The sequence below is a fragment of the Saccharothrix ecbatanensis genome (genome assembly GCF_014205015.1).
In the GTDB taxonomy this organism is placed as follows: Bacteria; Actinomycetota; Actinomycetes; order Mycobacteriales; family Pseudonocardiaceae; genus Actinosynnema; species Actinosynnema ecbatanense.
This window is the reverse complement of record NZ_JACHMO010000001.1, coordinates 9,658,372-9,674,001: the sequence shown is the minus strand read 5'-3', so window position 1 is coordinate 9,674,001 and position 15,630 is coordinate 9,658,372. Positions and strand designations below refer to the sequence as shown.

General features: G+C 65.6%; 21 protein-coding genes. 17 read left to right on the top strand and 4 right to left on the bottom strand.

The window, feature by feature from the left end; translation table 11 throughout:
• Positions 1-407 precede the first annotated feature (407 nt).
• From F4560_RS43275 to F4560_RS43265, 3 genes are all read left to right on the top strand, one after another.
• Entirely contained in the window at positions 408-1,763 is a 1,356-nt protein-coding gene (locus F4560_RS43275; protein ID WP_184928789.1) for a PIN-like domain-containing protein, read from the top strand.
• Between the two features lie 1,070 nt (positions 1,764-2,833).
• Positions 2,834-3,355 (top strand): DUF6932 family protein, encoded by a 522-nt coding sequence (locus tag F4560_RS43270; RefSeq protein WP_184928788.1) that lies wholly within the window; start codon positions 2,834-2,836, stop codon positions 3,353-3,355.
• Positions 3,352-4,341 (top strand): hypothetical protein, encoded by a 990-nt coding sequence (locus F4560_RS43265; RefSeq protein WP_184928787.1) that lies wholly within the window; start codon positions 3,352-3,354, stop codon positions 4,339-4,341. The genes F4560_RS43270 and F4560_RS43265 overlap by 4 nt, the downstream gene beginning before the upstream one ends.
• 481 nt (positions 4,342-4,822) lie before the next feature.
• On the opposite strand, the gene F4560_RS43260 is transcribed toward F4560_RS43265, so the two are convergent.
• The 4 genes from F4560_RS43260 to F4560_RS43245 form a co-directional block, all read right to left on the bottom strand.
• Positions 4,823-5,290, bottom strand: coding sequence for a hypothetical protein (locus F4560_RS43260; RefSeq protein ID WP_184928786.1), 468 nt, complete (start codon positions 5,288-5,290; stop codon positions 4,823-4,825).
• A gap of 39 nt (positions 5,291-5,329) precedes the next feature.
• Positions 5,330-5,833, bottom strand: a complete 504-nt coding sequence (locus tag F4560_RS43255) for an NUDIX domain-containing protein (protein ID WP_184928785.1) — start codon at positions 5,831-5,833, stop codon at positions 5,330-5,332.
• A 35-nt stretch (positions 5,834-5,868) separates the two neighbouring features.
• Positions 5,869-7,083 (bottom strand): helix-turn-helix domain-containing protein, encoded by a 1,215-nt coding sequence (locus tag F4560_RS43250; RefSeq protein WP_184928784.1) that lies wholly within the window; start codon positions 7,081-7,083, stop codon positions 5,869-5,871.
• 206 nt (positions 7,084-7,289) lie between these two features.
• Positions 7,290-7,640, bottom strand: a complete 351-nt coding sequence (locus F4560_RS43245; protein ID WP_184928783.1) for an XRE family transcriptional regulator — start codon at positions 7,638-7,640, stop codon at positions 7,290-7,292.
• 158 nt (positions 7,641-7,798) lie between these two features.
• Between F4560_RS43245 and F4560_RS43240 the strand changes: the two genes are divergently transcribed.
• The 14 genes from F4560_RS43240 (at position 7,799) to F4560_RS43175 (ending at position 15,534) form a co-directional block, all read left to right on the top strand.
• Positions 7,799-8,026: a helix-turn-helix domain-containing protein gene (locus F4560_RS43240; RefSeq protein WP_246477969.1), complete on the top strand. Its 228-nt coding sequence runs from the start codon at positions 7,799-7,801 to the stop codon at positions 8,024-8,026.
• Positions 8,026-8,349 (top strand): WhiB family transcriptional regulator, encoded by a 324-nt coding sequence (locus F4560_RS43235; RefSeq protein WP_246477968.1) that lies wholly within the window; start codon positions 8,026-8,028, stop codon positions 8,347-8,349. The genes F4560_RS43240 and F4560_RS43235 overlap by 1 nt, the downstream gene beginning before the upstream one ends.
• Complete coding sequence (locus F4560_RS43230; RefSeq protein ID WP_184928782.1) at positions 8,349-8,927, top strand: hypothetical protein; 579 nt, start codon at positions 8,349-8,351, stop codon at positions 8,925-8,927. The genes F4560_RS43235 and F4560_RS43230 overlap by 1 nt, the downstream gene beginning before the upstream one ends.
• On the top strand, positions 8,927-9,202 hold the full coding sequence (locus tag F4560_RS43225) for a hypothetical protein (protein ID WP_184928781.1): 276 nt from the start codon (positions 8,927-8,929) through the stop codon (positions 9,200-9,202). Before F4560_RS43230 ends, F4560_RS43225 begins: the two co-directional genes overlap by 1 nt.
• On the top strand, positions 9,202-9,651 hold the full coding sequence (locus F4560_RS43220) for an RRQRL motif-containing zinc-binding protein (protein WP_184928780.1): 450 nt from the start codon (positions 9,202-9,204) through the stop codon (positions 9,649-9,651). The genes F4560_RS43225 and F4560_RS43220 overlap by 1 nt, the downstream gene beginning before the upstream one ends.
• Entirely contained in the window at positions 9,651-10,055 is a 405-nt protein-coding gene (locus tag F4560_RS43215) for a hypothetical protein (RefSeq protein ID WP_184928779.1), read from the top strand. Before F4560_RS43220 ends, F4560_RS43215 begins: the two co-directional genes overlap by 1 nt.
• Positions 10,055-10,276: a hypothetical protein gene (locus tag F4560_RS43210; protein ID WP_184928778.1), complete on the top strand. Its 222-nt coding sequence runs from the start codon at positions 10,055-10,057 to the stop codon at positions 10,274-10,276. The genes F4560_RS43215 and F4560_RS43210 overlap by 1 nt, the downstream gene beginning before the upstream one ends.
• Complete coding sequence (locus tag F4560_RS43205; RefSeq protein WP_184928777.1) at positions 10,273-10,557, top strand: DUF3970 family protein; 285 nt, start codon at positions 10,273-10,275, stop codon at positions 10,555-10,557. The genes F4560_RS43210 and F4560_RS43205 overlap by 4 nt, the downstream gene beginning before the upstream one ends.
• A complete protein-coding gene (locus F4560_RS43200) occupies positions 10,557-10,829 on the top strand; it encodes a hypothetical protein (RefSeq protein ID WP_184928776.1) in 273 nt (90 codons plus the stop codon). The genes F4560_RS43205 and F4560_RS43200 overlap by 1 nt, the downstream gene beginning before the upstream one ends.
• Complete coding sequence (locus F4560_RS43195; RefSeq protein WP_184928775.1) at positions 10,829-11,608, top strand: hypothetical protein; 780 nt, start codon at positions 10,829-10,831, stop codon at positions 11,606-11,608. The genes F4560_RS43200 and F4560_RS43195 overlap by 1 nt, the downstream gene beginning before the upstream one ends.
• A 104-nt stretch (positions 11,609-11,712) precedes the next feature.
• Positions 11,713-12,069: a TraA-like protein gene (locus tag F4560_RS43190; RefSeq protein ID WP_184928774.1), complete on the top strand. Its 357-nt coding sequence runs from the start codon at positions 11,713-11,715 to the stop codon at positions 12,067-12,069.
• A 56-nt stretch (positions 12,070-12,125) separates the two neighbouring features.
• Entirely contained in the window at positions 12,126-14,114 is a 1,989-nt protein-coding gene (gene traB, locus F4560_RS43185; RefSeq protein WP_184928773.1) for a plasmid transfer protein TraB, read from the top strand.
• 198 nt (positions 14,115-14,312) lie between these two features.
• Positions 14,313-14,798 (top strand): hypothetical protein, encoded by a 486-nt coding sequence (locus tag F4560_RS43180; RefSeq protein WP_184928772.1) that lies wholly within the window; start codon positions 14,313-14,315, stop codon positions 14,796-14,798.
• A gap of 22 nt (positions 14,799-14,820) precedes the next feature.
• Entirely contained in the window at positions 14,821-15,534 is a 714-nt protein-coding gene (locus F4560_RS43175) for a hypothetical protein (RefSeq protein ID WP_184928771.1), read from the top strand.
• The last annotated feature ends 96 nt before the right edge of the window (positions 15,535-15,630 follow it).

Below are 15,630 nucleotides of genomic sequence, written 5' to 3'. Positions count from 1 at the left end.
ACAGTCTCCACTGTCGACTCACGCAAGCTACTGTCTCGGGTTTTGCTGCCGTTGCTGGGTTCCTGGTCCACACGTGGTCCACGAGCGCCGCGCTACTTGATGCCCGGTCAGGTAGCACGGCCGGCCGACGGAGGTCGGGCGCGCTGGTCCTACCGCCATGTGTGCCAAATACGGGCCAAAGCCGCCCTCAAGGACAAGATCGCTTTGCCGTTTATCCTGGTAGACGGCTTGTCAGCGCAAGTGATCGCACCGCCCTCCGGAGACGGGTGCTGTCTCCGGTCCCAGACCTGTCTTGCCATACACCTGACCACCAGCACGAAAGTGCGGCAGCCAGCCTGCCTGCCGCAACGCACGACTTCTCAAGATCATGGTGTCTCAGCGTGCTGTTTGTCCTACTCTTTCAAGGCGTGACCTCTGAAGACACGGCAGGCGACGATATAGGCCCATCCTCCGTTGAGAGCAATGTGGGACTTTCCACCAGCTTTGGCGCATACAGTTCAGTGTCAGAAGAAGATTACTCACGCGTATTGCGCGAGGGAATACTGGTGTTCGACACCAATGCACTTCTCAACCTATATCGTTACACGCCAACTGCGCGCGCCGATTTCCTAGAGGCACTCAGGGCTGTTATCGACAGGATCTGGATACCGCATCAGGTTGCAGAGGAGTTCTGGCGCAACCGTGAAAATGTCATAGGCGAGGCGCGAGGCCTATCGGAACGAACGGCTGATGATATTTCTTCAGTCGCCGATATCGCTTTCGAGAAGTTGCAACAATGGGCCGGACGGATCTCGCTTCCCAATACCGAGCTAGATCCTCTACGGCAGAAAATTTCCTCAGCGTTCAACCACGTCGACAAGGAGATTAGGAGACTGGGGGAGCCGTCGGACATCGGCGACGCCTTCGACACTGCAAAGGATCCCGTGCTTCGCGAACTTGAACCTATACTCGAAGGGCGGGTTGGGCCCGCACTTTCGGCGACCGACCATAAGTTCGCCTTAAAAGAAGCCGAAAGGCGCATGTTGGAGAAAGTGCCGCCAGGGTTCAAAGATCAAGGAAAAAAGACAGGTGATCCACGTGGCGATTACCTTGTCTGGACACAGACGCTCAGACATGCCGTAAAGCAAAGGGTGGATGTACTATTCGTAACCGGAGACGCGAAACCAGATTGGTGGCGGATCGAGTCCGGTGAACGCAAGGGGCCGAGGCCGGAGCTTTATGAAGAAATGCGGTCGATAGCTGGCGTACGCTTGTACATGAGTCGTCCGGACTCGCTGCTTAGCCGAATTAGCGTTGACCATAAATTGTCCATTGCCCACGACTCGGTAACGAACGTAAATGTCGTGGAAGAATACGACGAGTACCAGTTTCTAAGATATTCCGTTATAGTCGACTTTGTGGCCTACCTCCAGCCAAGAGGCATGGATCCCTTAATACTCAACGACCAGGTGATCGTCAACGCGATCGATGGCGAAAGGTACCGCTTTAATTTTGTCGCTAGCGCGTTCCTCGACCCGTCCGATTTCAGCCTCCGTCCCAAGTTGAACGAGTACGAAGTTGGCCGCCAGAAGGTGCAACCTTCCAGACCGGCGTTCCTGCTGAATTCTCCTCCTTCAGAATCGACCATGGCAAAGCTAATCAAAGGTGGCTGGGTGGCGGTCTGGCGCAACGAGGATATTTCGTTCGCCGGTACAACCAAGGCGTACTACTCAGGCCTATTGGGAGGTTCGCCTCCGATCTCCGTGAGTATCTATGAAATTTAGTTCAGCTGTGTGGGTGACGGTCGGCCGGACCACGAGGAGTGACATGCGGCCCTACTAGCCAGCGCGGGGGTAGTAGGGCCGTCCTGCGGGTGCGGGTTTCAAACCCGCCGCCTTAGCAAAACCCGCACCCAACCCCCGCAGATCATCAGCGCAGGTCAGAGCACACTTCGTCCGCCTCTTGCGGGTTTTCGGGTTTGCCTTCTGATCCTGAGAAGGGAAGAGCAGTAGTAGTACATGGCCACCAGAGCGCGGAACAGGCCTGTCGAGGCTGGTCGACGACGCAGAACGCCGCACAGGGCGGCCCGAGAGCCCCGCAGAGGCGACGAACCGAGTCAGTCTATGAAAGCCACCGGCCGAACCAGCAGGGACGCGGGCTGGGTTCACTTGATGACCTGACAAGCGCGCCGATCGATCTTGGCCCAGGCGTAGGCCGCGTCGATCGTCTCGTGCTCGCAGATTCTTCTCTTCACCATGGCGGCTCACCTTCGTGGGCCGCTGGCCGTTGGTGTCAGACCAACGCCGAAGGACCGACGCCCAGTAGTGCGGTACGCCCTAGCGGGCCTGGCGGCCCGCGGGCGTGCCACGCGAGGAAAGGGCGCCGGTCCCGACGTCGGCGAGGAACAGCCAGCGACCCCGAAGGCGACCGCAAGAGACCAACAGAAGCGCTCGCCGCGCGGCAGGCCAGCAGGATGACCGAACGGCACCGCTGGTTCGGCTACCAGCGTGGGGCCGGGGCGTCGTGTCACCCGCCGACCTCCCCGAGGGCAACCGCACGCGTCAAAAGGGGCACTCCCAGCCCAACCTTGCATCATCTGTCGACGCGCCCCCTTGACGCGTGCGTTGGGACGAGCCAGGTCGGCGGGATGACACGAAGCCCTCTCTAGAGGGTCCGTCACGTAACGTAATCGTATCGCCTGCCTTGTTTGTCTCTACGTAGCAGTCCTAGCGCATAGCGTTGTGTAACAACTCATCACCAGGCGTCGATGGACCGATGTGTCGTCGACCGTGGAGGCCGCATGCTCCCAGCTCTGGTTACATGCCCTGTCGCTCCGGAGCTGAAGGTGCTTCCTGTGTCCGAGGTACCTCATGCGGCCACTTGGGATGAGATTCAACGCGTTTTCGGTGGTTCGCACATGCGGATGGCGATGCTCCTGACTGCACGCAGCCGTCTAGAGCAGATGGCCGCGCTCAAGGTGCCGATTGCTGCTGTGTGGGTGAACGGCTCGTTCGTCACCAGCGTCGAGCAGCCGTCCGACATCGACATCGCTGTGTTGGTCAACGGGCCTGAGCTGAAGTCGATCTGGCAGGGCGGCGATGTGGATCATGTGGAGGCGACGAGGCGAGTCCGCCACTGCCTGGAAGAACGCTACGAGCCGGGTGGGATGGCGTCGGAACATCTCACGGACTTCAGGGGCATCTACTGGTTCCCCGAGGGGCATGACTTCTACCACGACAGCGTGAGCGAGCTGGACCACTGGTCAGCCCTCTGGTCTCGTGTCAAGGTGGGGAGTAGCGGGCACACTGGAGGAGAGCAAGAGTTCGTCTCCTACGACAACAGCAAGGGTTTTGTGGAGGTGAGGTGGTCATCATGACTGAACCGCTCCCACCTGTGCTTTTCCGTCGTAGCGTGGGGCTGGCTAGGCCCGTCGATCCGCACGAAGACCTGGGCAAGGTCGATCAGCTCCTGCGCACGCTGTCGCCTGACTACCCGGGTCTAGGTGGGCTGAGGCGTCACCGTGAGGAGTTGGTGACAGCGCTGTACGGGAAGACTCCTGAGCTCGACCTCCACTTGGACGGCGAGTCCGTCCGCGGACACGCCACTGACGCGGCACTGCTGGCTCGGTTCGTGGGGGCGTCAGCGGCCGTGGTCAAGGAGGTCACGAAGAGTATCCAAGGGTTGAGGCGTCTGGTCTCGAACCTTCAGGTGATGCCCGGTACTGGCAGCGTGAGACTGACCTTCACTCCCAGTGCTCCCGAAGCCCCTCCCGGCGCAATCTCGCCTGAGCGTTTGGCACGCGTTGAAACTGCTGGTCTACGACGTCTTGTCGCTCTAATGGCGGTGGCTGAGAACACCGAGGACCCAACCGGTGCTGAGGTGGCTGCGGCACTGCAAGATCTGAATATGTCTGCTCGGCGAGCGGTGGGTGCCTTCGCCTTGGCGACGTTGAAGGGAGAGTTCGAGGTCAGAGGAGTGTGGCACGACCCACGCCGAGGTACTGCTGCGGTCAAACTGTCTCGGGCAGCCGCCTCACGTCTGAACAGGGCTTCTCGATCGGAAGCACAAGAAGTCGCCAGCGCGACACTCGAAGGCACCATCGACGGGTGGACCTGGTCTTCGAGCACGGTGGGGTTCGTCCCTACGGCTGGCCGTCCGTTCCGGGCGACTGTCCCTGAGCATCTGGCGGAGCAAGTTGCTCTACTTGGCGGACACCGTGACCTGCCGGTAGTCGCCTCCTTCACCGTCGTGACCACCTATGCCCAAGGCACGAACCAGGCGAAGGGGCAGGGATACTCGCTGGAGTCGATCGCTCCCCTACGTGCCGAGCCTAGTCTTCTGGATGGCACGAACCGGCAGTAGGGCTTGCCGACAAGTCGCCCTGGTGCATGCCTTCGATCGTGCCGGTGGCGGCCGGCGAGAAAAGATCAACGCCGCACTTTTGCTCCATGAAATGACGGCAGAAGACCGTGAAGCACGGTCCCTGTGGTCGTTCGCGGACGCTAAGCGCGCTGGTGGCAGCGTCGGGCAGGTGTCGGCAGACAACGAACAAGACGGCTAACAATCCGTCAGGTCGCAAGTCGGACGCATGAGTGCTCCCGGGTCAAGTGCGCGAATCTACGCCTGACGCTTGCCCGACCGAGGACCTAACGGATCTTGGCCGTCTCCCCCATCGCCTGTCGACCTCTGCCAGCACCCACAGCCACCAGCCCGCTTAACGTCCGCGAACGACCACTGTGGATCGTGCTTCGTGGTCGTCTGCCGTCGTTTCGTTGGGGCAAAAGTGTGACGTGAACCGTGCCCCCGGCCAATGCGTAGCCATACTCACCACCCAACACACAGACTATACGATTTCCCTTAGGCGCGCCTCAATTTCCCTAACTCGCTTCCATTTAACACGCATCTCCTCAATTTCGTCATCCGCCCAGATCTTCGCCAAATAATCCTTCTCCCGACCTATCGCCTGACCCCACACCTGAGAAAGAAAGCTGCCAAAACCAAACAATGACCCCACGACCAGCGCAATACCCAGCGCCCGATTGCTCGACCATATAATCGTGATGACAACACCTGCGACACCAGCCGTCAGGTGCCACACAAGAAACAACCATGCCACACCTTGACTACTGACGGGGCGACTAAACCGAAGCTTACCTAACGAGATAGTCCACCTATGCACTTGACGCTGATAGCTACGAAATTCGCGCAGCAGTTTTACCCGCTCTTCAAGCAACCTGTCAACTTCAGGCGCGTTCTCATCGTGATTACCTAAGCCTAGACTTTTCAATCTTTCCCCAAGTCGCTCTGTCATGACCCACTGCCGGTTGTAGCCACGGCAATTACAGCAGGACTACTCGTCTTTTGCGCGCAATTGAGGTGTCCGTGCGTTGAGACCAGGCAAGTGGCCGTGTTCGAGGTACACCGTATCGCCCCGGCTCTGAGCAGCATGAGCTTGAGCGAGTCGACGGGCAAGCCGCGGAATCAGGTAGTCGTCGAGCCGTGCAGCTGGCACCCATTCCCACCGGTCCAGCTCTGCGCCGTCGAGTTTGATCCTCTGCTCATCCTCGCCGAGTGCTCCGCAGTCGAACAGCCAGAGCACCTTGTCGCCTTCCCCCTCGTTCGGTGCCCAGTCCGCAGCTAGTAGACGCTGCGGCTCTCGATCGAGGCCCAACTCCTCCAGCAGTTCCCGGCGGCACGCCGCAGCTGGCGACTCCCCGATGTCGACGTAACCACCTGGGACGTCCCAGCCGTTGCTGTAGGTCTTGTGCACGAGAAGGACTCGGTCGTGGTCGTCAACGAACAACGCCCCGGCAGCCATCCGGGGCGTTGCGAAGTGGTCGGCGTCCGTATCCATGTAGAAGAGCCTAAGGGTGGCGTCGGATGTGCGCGCTACTCCAGCCGCAGCCGCTGAGCCAAGCCTGCAAGGGCATGTCCGGGCTTGGTGCGCTGCTGGCGCATCCACGTGAGCACCAGCTGCCGACTCAGGTAGTGGTGCTGAACTTGCTCGGGAGCGTGCCGCTCGGCTTCCAGCACGATCGAGAGTGCTGCGTCTGTCCGGTTCCACGCGCTCAACGCACGCGCCGTCTCCAGCGAGTGCCTTACCTGGCGCTCGACGGGCAGGCCAGACGTGTCGACGGCAGGGCCAAGGTCCACGGCGACTTGGACGTCGCCGAGTTCCATCGCGGTGGCTACTCGGTGGATCTTCACGTTGGTCGGGCCGAACGCGGTCCACACGTGGTTGGCATCGGCGCCCAAGCGGTCGGCCGCATCCTGTGCTTCCCGCAGGAAGTCCTGGGTTCGCCCGCGGTCGTCGGTTCGTGCTGCTGCCATCGATCCAGCGAGGAACAGGCTGCCGTAGATGGAAAGCATCGCGCTGTCCGCGTGCGACAGCTCGGGCTGGAGAAGACCCGCCGCCGTCTCGGTGAGCTGCACAGCCGGCGCGTACCGGCCAGTCGAGAGCAAGGCGTGGACGACCGAGCGGAACAGTGAGCCGAGCACGACAGGATCACCGGTCTGCTGTGCTGCGGAAAGCCCGCGCTCGGCGGCGATCCAGGCGAGATCGGTCTCCCCCAGTTTGGTGAGCATCGACGTTGCGGCCTGGTAGCTGAGTGCCAGTAGCCCTTGAGCTTCCGCTCCGTGCGCCTGTGCGGCCTGGACAGCGTCGGCAAGCAACAGTGGCGCGCGACCAGCGACGAACCCGTACTTGGACGCCTGGTACGCGTCGAACACCACTCCGACCTCACGCCGGAGTTCATCCAGGTCAACCGGTTCCGCGCCAGTACTCGGCATGGCCAGTAGCGGAGTCAACTGCCGGTAGTCCATCAGCGCGGCACGCAGTGCGGGAACGGTCTTCGTGCCGCTCTCCTGGTTCCAGTCGAGCAGCGTCGGTTCGCCGATCAGGTCGCCGACCGACACGTCCAGGGCGTCGGCGAGGTTCCGGATCACCGACAGCCGGTCTAGGTCGATGCGGTTGTTCTCAACCTTGCTGAGCCAATCGGTGGTTCGGCCGACTCGACCGGCGAGTACCTCCTGAGGCACTCCCCTGCGCCGGCGGTACCACGCAACGCGCTCGCCGATCGTCAGTGAGTTCGTCATTCCGCGCATGGCCTCAGCCTCTCGGCAGATCGCTGACGTACCCCGGAAGGTTTTTCCGGGGTACGTCGCCCACTTCGTCCGACGCTACTGGCATCGCAGTGATCGCGGTGTTCTCAGGAGGTCAGTGGTGTCACAGGGGGACGACGCAAGGGCGGTAGCCGCAGACGTCCGCAGCCTTGCCGTGCAGGTCAACCAGCGGTTGGACCGCCTCATGGTCATTCGTCGTCGGCAGTTAGCCGCCGCTCGATCGCGTCGACACGGTCGGCAAGAACAGTGATCGCATCCTTCAGCGCCACCAGCTCGGCGAGCACCGGATCGTTGGCGTCAGGGTCTCCAGGGTCTTTGCCTTCCAGTACCAACCACAGGTGGTCGCCGGGCCAGCCCAGCGCTTCGGACAGCGCCGCGAGCGTGCGCTTGCTTCGGTCCCGCGGCTGGAGGTTGAGCTGGATCTCCCGAACCGTCTGCAAGGCGAGTCCAGAGCGCTCCTTCAGCTCGGTCTGCTTCATGTCGAGTTCGACCATTCGAGTGGTGATGGCTGCCGAGACCGCGTCCCAGTCCTTTGACACAAAGCCTCCCTGAGCTGCTGATTTCAGGGCCGAACGCTAGCGCAGCGCGGGAGGAAACTCCCGTGGACCCACTTGACCTTGCTAGTTTTAGTCCTAACATCAGCACTAGCACTAGTTGCCCACGTTGCAGGGCTCTCGGGACTCGCTAGGAGCATCGGATGAATCAGCAGGTGACGCGGATGTACCGCGTGAAGACCGTGGCGGAGATGCTGGACGTCTCGGTCGCGACGATCTACCGGGCGATCGAGTCCGGCGTCCTTCGGGCGTTGAAGATCGGCACGGGCAAGGGCGCGTTGCGCATCCCCGAGGACGCGGTCGCGGACTACGTGAAGGCGTGCCAGGAGGCCGCTGCCGCGTCGGCACCGCAGTTGCCGGTGGTGGCGTGATGGACGAGACCGCGCTCAAGAAGCTCAAGGACTGGCCGGACCGGATGTGTCAGGGCACGGATCTGGAGTTGTGGTTCGGCCCGTCGGACGACGTGCCGCGCGAGCTGCGGGAGACGAAGAGCGAGGAAGTGTTCCGCATCCGCACGGCGAAGGCCGTGTGCGCCGGCTGCCCGATCAAGGTCGAGTGCCTGGAGTCGGAGCTGACGCAGGGGATCTACAACCAGCACGGCGTCCGGGGCGGCAAGACCGCCAACGAGCGCCAGCAGCTGATCCGCGACCGGCGCGACCAGGTGGTCGCCGAGCGGATCGGCGAGGTGGCGTGATGAGCCACGGTATCCAGGCGTTCCGGGTGGACAACCGGCGTGACCAGGACTTGGCCAGCGACGGTGTGTCGCGGTACGGGGCCTACCTGCGGCAGGACGCGGCGCGGTTCGCCGACCTGGAGGACTTGCCGGCGGAGTTCGCGACGGCGGCATTGCGGGTGGCGTTGCCGCCGGTCATGTCGCCCGGCTACGTCCTGACCCACCCGCGGGTGCTGGACGTGGAACCGCACTGGGACGACGAGGGGCGGCTGGCGATCGCGGTGACGCTGGTCAGCGAGCTGCCTGCCCGTTTGGCGGGTGTGTGCGCCCGGTGGGCAGGGTGGCGTCGGGAACGTAGTGACTGGTTCGACGGCGCGCCACGGTGGTCGGCGCCGTACGACAACGACCGTCGGGCCGTGCTGCCGCAGGTGCGGGTGCTGGTCCCGGTCCCGGTGGACTGCCTGCCCGTGCCCCGGTTGCGCCACGGCGCGCCCGACCTCAACGCCGCCAAGTGCGCGGTGAGCTCGATCGTCCACGTGATCAACCACGACCTCGCACCGGTGCTGGACGCGCTGGACGGCGCGCGGGAGGCGGCGTGATGACGACCTACTTCAGCGCGTTGTCGGCCGTGATGGCGCACGACTTCCGCAAGCCGGAGGACACCGCCCCGCCGGCGGCTCGAGCGGACTGGTGGTTCGAGCGCGCCGACCTGCTGTCCGTCCTGGGCCGGAAGACCGAGGACCCGTTCGAGTGGGAACGGGTTCAGAACTTCGTGGAGGAGGCCGAGTCCGAGGCGAAGCGCCTGGTTGACCTCGTGCCGGTGACGCCGTGGCCGGTGCAGTCGCGTGATGTCGACCTCGGGGCGGTGGCGTGATGGGCCGCCGCGTGCAGCTGGGCACGGTGGTGTTGCCGTGGAACGGGATGGCGGTGACGTGCCGCGGTTCGCGGGACGGGTTGCCGGTGTTCGGTTGGGGGACCAGGCCGGGCGGGGTGCCCAGGGGCCTGTACACCCGGCGGCAATTGCGGGCCAAGGGTTTGCGGCCCGGCGGGGTTGACCCGGACGCGTTGCTGGTGTTCCGGCACCGGATCCCCGCGCGCACCGAGGAGGTGTGCGAACTGTGGCGCGACGAGATCGCCGTTCCGGTCCGGACGATGACGCCGGCCATGTGGAAGGCGCACGACGCCGCGATGCGTGCCCGCCGCTTCTGCCACGACCCCGACCACCTGGCCCATGTCGACCACGTGGTGCGCGGGCCGCGCAAGCAGTGCCTGCCCTGCTTTTTCGCCGACTCGACCGACGACTACGGAAGGAGGGCCGCCTGATGTTGACCACGACAACGTGCGTGACGGCTGTCTGCGACACGTGCGGCGAGAAGTACCGCGACGAGGAGTGGGAGACCACCATCCACTTCGCCACCGAGTCCGAAGCCATGACGTGGCTGGCGGAACGCGGATGGCACGTCACCGATGACGGCCGGGCGTTGAGCTGCGGCCGGTGCGTCGCCGAGCGGCTGTGCGCCGCACACGGGCACGTGTTCGACGTCTGGCACGACTGCCGGTGCAAGCCGCCGCTGTCCGGGCACGACCACGACGCGACCGGCACGTGCCTGCGGCAGTTCGCCTGGTGCGACCGGTGCGAGCACCGCGAGTACCGCGTGCGTGCGGGCCTCACGCCGTCCGCTCGGGTCACCGAGGACGCCACCGCCGCTGAAAGGCAGGTCGCCTGATGGACGGCTGGGAGACCAGCTACGGCTGGGACTGCTCATGCGGGTCCACCTCCTTCATCACCTTCACCCACCAGGACAGCGCCGAGGAGGGACTGCGGAAGCACCTCTCCACCGCCGAGGGCGAGCACACCGGTCGGCTGGTGGAGCTGCACACCGAGGTGATCGACGGACCGGACTACGGCGACGAGGACGACTACGACGACGAGGGGGACTGGTCGTGAAAATCAGGGTCGAGGGCACTGCGGACGAGGTCGACTCGGCTGTGCAGTCGCTGCGGCAGGTGTTCGAGGTGCAGGAGGTCAGCCGGTTCTACGCCAACCGCGGCACGTCGGCGCTGGGCCGTGTCTACGTCACCGTCGCGCCACTGCGGGAGCAGCCGCCGGTTCAGCCGCCGGCGGTCCGGATCGACAAGCCGGGGCGGCCGGTGCGGCGTCGCACCCCGCGCGCCGAGCTGGAGAACGAGTTCATCGACCTGGACCACATGGACGAGGGGAAGTCGTGATGAGCCGCGTGATCAAGGTGGCGTTGCTGCCGTTCGTGTTGGCGTGGTCGCTGGTGCGGCTGCTGTTCTGGCCGGCGGTGATCCTGGTGGTCGCGTGGATCGTGGTCCCGGACGGTTCAGGGTGGTTCCCGGTCGTGCTCGCTGCGGTGGCCGTCTACCTGCTGGGCGCGTTCACGGCGTTCATGGCCGGTGCGCGTGGGCTGCTGCGGTCGTTGGATCGCGGCACGGTGCACATCTCCCCCCGTGAGCGCCGTTCGAAGCGGGGGCAGTGATGGCGAAGATCGGTGTCCGCAAGATCGGGTTGTTCACGGTGATGTCCGGCGCCCTCGGGTTGACCGTGGGTGGTGAGGTGCAGGCGGTGCAGCCGCTGTTGGGCACGCCTATGGCCGTGGTGCTGGCGCTGGTGTTCGCGTTGTCGACGCTGCTGGCGCTGCACGAGGTGACCGTGGCGCACAGCAAGTCGGCGCGGTTGTGGGCGTGGTTGGTGTTGGTATTGGCCGGCGGCATGGAGTTGGGGCTCAACACGTGGCACGCGTTGTCGGTGGGCAACCTGCCGACTCCGGCGGCTATCGCGGTGGGCGCTGGGCCGGTCGTGCTGGCCGGGTTGCTGTCACACCTGCTGACGCTGTCGGTGGACGAGCAGCCCGCACCGGCCCCGGCACCGGTACCCGTTCCCCCGGTCGCGCCGGTCCACCCGCCGCGTACCGACGTGGCCCCGGTACGGCGCGATCCGGTGGCGGACAAGCCGACGCCGGTACGTGCAACCGCCGTGCGTACCGGTACACCCCAGACGACGCGCAAGGCTGTTGCGGCCGGTGCCCGTACCGCGCCGAAAGCCCCGCGTCCGGATGACGAGTTGCTGGCGATCCTGTCCTATCCCGAACTGGTCGCCCGTGACGAGGACGGCACCGTGCCGGTACGTCGTGCGGCACGTGAACTCGGGTGCGGCGTGGACCGCGCCCGGAAGCTGCTCGGACAGGTCGGGCTGCTGGCCACCGGTCCCGACGAGGACGCGCCGGTTCCGGCGCTGTCGCTGGTCGACGCGGTCTGACCGTCCAGGGTGCGGCACCCGCCCTCCCCTTGCGGGTGTCGTCGCCCGGTCGGCCCGAAAGCGCAGACCGTCACCATTCCCTCTGTCCCGAAAGGACACCCGTAATGGCCGAGATGATGGCGTTCGGTGAGCCGGAGTTCTTCTCCACCAGCCAGATCCGCGACTACTGCGGCAACGCCCGTAAGGTGCTCCGCCCGATGCACCACGAGCTGATGGTGAGCGCGGAGGAGCTGGCGGCGGCATTGAAGTACGTGAAGTCGGCGGACCCGAAGTTGTTCGGTGCGGACTCCCGTGTGCGGGCCGCGCTGGTGGCCCGGCACATGCGCCACGCCGCCGACGCCCTGCTGGTCGCGCAGACGTCCATGGTCAAGACCTACCTGTCCTTCCGCAAGCACTACGTGGTCGAGCTGGACGCGGCCGGCCACAAGGACAAGGGTCGTCCGTTCGATTTCAACGCCTGACCTACCCGTACCAGGCCGGGTGACCGCGAGCAGCACACACACGAGAGGAGTTCGAGATGGGCAGGCGCAACGGGGGCCACGCGGTCACCGAGCACGAGCAGGACAAGCAGTTCGGGTACTTCGTCCCGCGCAAGTACTGGGCGTCGCGTGTGGCCCCGTACGCCGGTGAGTGGGCGGCTGTGGGTGCCATGTGGGCGGCCGGTGCCGGTACGCACCTGCTGTGCGCGGACTCCGACGTGCTGCCCTGGGTCACGCCCGGTCTGACGTTGCTGGGTACCGGGTTGTCGGCGGTGGCGTGGAAGGCCGGTGCCGCACGCGGCATGGTGACCCGCCTGCACGCCACCGCCACCACCGCCCTGGGCGGACTGTGGTTGACCGCGTGCTCGATCGTCGCACCGTGGACGCAGCCGATGACCGGTCTGTGCCTGTACGGCGGTGCCGCGGTCGCGCTGTCGTGGAACATCCGCCGCGTGCTGTCTTCCGGCGGTGACGGGGACGGGGCGTCGGGGTTGTTCGAGAAGATCAAGCTCGCCGGGGTCCGCACCGGCCCGGTGGAGGTCTCCCCGAACAAGGTGTCCGTGCCGCTGGCGCTGCCGGCCGGTGAGGTCAGCGTCGAGGACGTCCAGCAGAAGGCCGACAAGGTGGCCCAGGTGCTGGGGCTGCACAAGGGGTCCGTGCGGGTGGTCGGCGACCCGGACGACCTCAGCCGCGCCACCATGGCGATCGTCCCGCAGGACGTGCTCCGGCACCCGCAGCCGTGGCCCGGCCCGTCCGCGCCCGGCGGCTCCATCACCGAAGCCCTGGTGCCGGGCCTGTACGAGGACAACGACCCGCAGCAGCTGTTTCTGCCCGGCGACAAGAAGACCCAGCGCAACGCGACGCACTACGTGGTGCAGGGCATGAACGGGTCGGGCAAGTCCCACGGCGCGAAGCTCACCTGGACCGAGATCCTGACCCGCCGTGACGCGAACCTGATCGTGCTGGACCCGTCCAAGGGTGAGCAGACCGTGGGGTTCCTGGGCGACAACGCGCACGTCGTCATCGGGCACCAGGCGTGCAGGAACCTGGTCACGAGCGTGCCGGACGCGATCACCGACCGGGCATCCCAGCTCGGCAAGTGGGGCTACGACCAGTGGACCCCCGAGGTGTTCGCCAAGCACGGCATGCCCTACCTCGTGCTGTGGATCGAGGAAGCACCGCGCGTGCTGGAGGACGCCAAGACCGTCACCCGCATCGCACAGGAAGCCCGATCGGCGGGCATCTCGCTGGTGCTGTCGTTGCAGAAGGCCAGCTTCCGGCAGATGAACACCGACATCCGCTCCCAGCTCGGTGGCGTGTGGTGCTTCGGGGTCAACGACATCGAGGACGCCGCGTTCACCCTGTCCGAGGAGACCATCGACGCCGGGGCGCGGCCGGACCGGTGGAAGAACCGCCGGCCGGGCTGCAACTACCTCGAAGGCCCCGGCATCGCCGAAGAGCGGTTCGCCGTGCCGGGGCGCACCTTCGACGTCACCGACGACGAGATGGCCACCGAAATCGGGGTGCACCAGGGCATCCGCCCGCCGCTGTGGGCGCCCACCGCGAAGGTTCTCGGACTGCCGACCCTGGCGAGTGCCGCGACCACGAAGGGAACCGCCGTGTCCGCACACCAGCCGTCCCCCGCCGGGCCGGTCGACCACGACGACCTCGACTCCATGCCGTTGCCCGCCGACGACGAGCTCGACACCCTGCCGATCGACCACGAACCCGACCTCGACGTCGACCCCGACGCGGAACTGCCCGACGACCCCGACATGGCGCTGCCCGGTGGACGGCCCACCCGCAAGCAGGCGCTCGACATGATCCGCAACTCGATCGACGAACTCGCCGCACAGGGCCACACCGCGATCACCGTGCGGGACCTGCCCGACCCCAAGCTGCTGGACCGGTCCCGGCAGTGGCTGTCCGGGGTGCTCTCCGACTTCGCCCGTCAGGGCCTGCTGGTCGAAGCCGGAACGGACGGCAACGCGATCCGCTACGCACTCCCGATGCGTAACGCAGCGTGAACACGGGCGGGCGTGCCTGACGCCTGACGTGACGTCACGTCAGGCACGCCCGCACCCGCCCCCAATGCGTGCGCGCGCACGTGCGCGCGCGAAACACCTTTCATAACACCGTTCTGACTCAAGGCCGGCACCCCGTCGGTCCAGCTCCCCATACCCATCTGACGCTACGGACAGTAATCAGTTGAGGAGTTGACACCAGTGACCGACACCCCGCACCAGACCACCGCCGACCGGACCGCGACCTACGCCCTGGGCGTGATCTCCCACCACGAAGCCGCCCACGCCGTCATCGCACTCCGACTGGGCGGCACGGTGCCGAAGATCCGCATGTGGAAGACCGGCCCCGCCCGGTGGTTCGGCAACGTCGCCATGACCTTCCCCAGCACCAACGACGGCAACCGCGCCGCAGCAACCGCACTGCTGGCCGGTGCGCCCACCGAACTGCACTGGCTCGACCTCCACGGCGTGCCCGCCACCGCCCTGCCCCACGACGTGCACGCCAGCAGCGCCCACGACCGCAACGAGGCACGCGACTGCCTGGCCCACATCACCCGCGCCGAACGCCCCACCTACCGCCAGATCGAACGCGACGCCGCCCTGCTGGTGGTCCGGTCCTGGGACCGCATCGAACGCCTCGCCGCCCGGCTGGTCGACCACCCCCGCATGCACCACGTCCACGCCTGAACCGTCCACACAGGAGGAACCGATGAACCGACACGACCAGGACACCCACGACAGACTCACCGACGCGGCCAAGGCTCTCGACCGCGCATACCAAGTGACGGTTGATCTCGGGCACGTCAACCGGACTCGCCTAGCGGCGGCCGTTGGTCATCTGGCCGAGATCGCGCGCGGAGTGGCGCTGACACTCGGCAACTGTGCTACCGGCGCGCGCTCCCTGTCCGAACAGACCGACAACCCCACCGCAGCCGAGGTCCACCACGACACGTACCAAGCCGCGTCCACTGCGCGCGCCGCCGCACGTGAGGTGCGTCGAGCGCTGATGCGCGCACACGAAGCAGCCTGGAACGCGCACAACACGCGGGAGCCGGGACCGGGAGAGCGTTCGCCCATGACCGGAGAGGACGTCCGCGAGCTGCTGGAGATCGCGGCTGCCCGACTGTCCGACAACGGCCACCCCGTCACCGACCCGGCCGTCCTGCCCACGGTCGTCCTCAGACTGACCCACATCACCTCTCGTCTGACCGACCTGACCAGCCGGACCGCGTCCGGTGCAGCACGTCTCGCCCAGGGATCCACCACCCAAGCCGCCATCACCGCCCACCGCGACACGGAATACGCCCTCAGCAAGGCCGTCAGGGCCGCCAAGACCCTGCGCCACGAGCTCCACCCTGTCGGGATCTGCGCTGAGCGTGCCCGCGAACTCACGACGCGCAACAACAGGTCAAAGAGTCCCTGACAGCACCAAAGGAGTGAGTGAACTGCTCTCGCGTGGTGGCCGGATAACGAGCCCGTCCGGCCACCACGTGCTCGACCACCCGGAAGGAGCCCACGC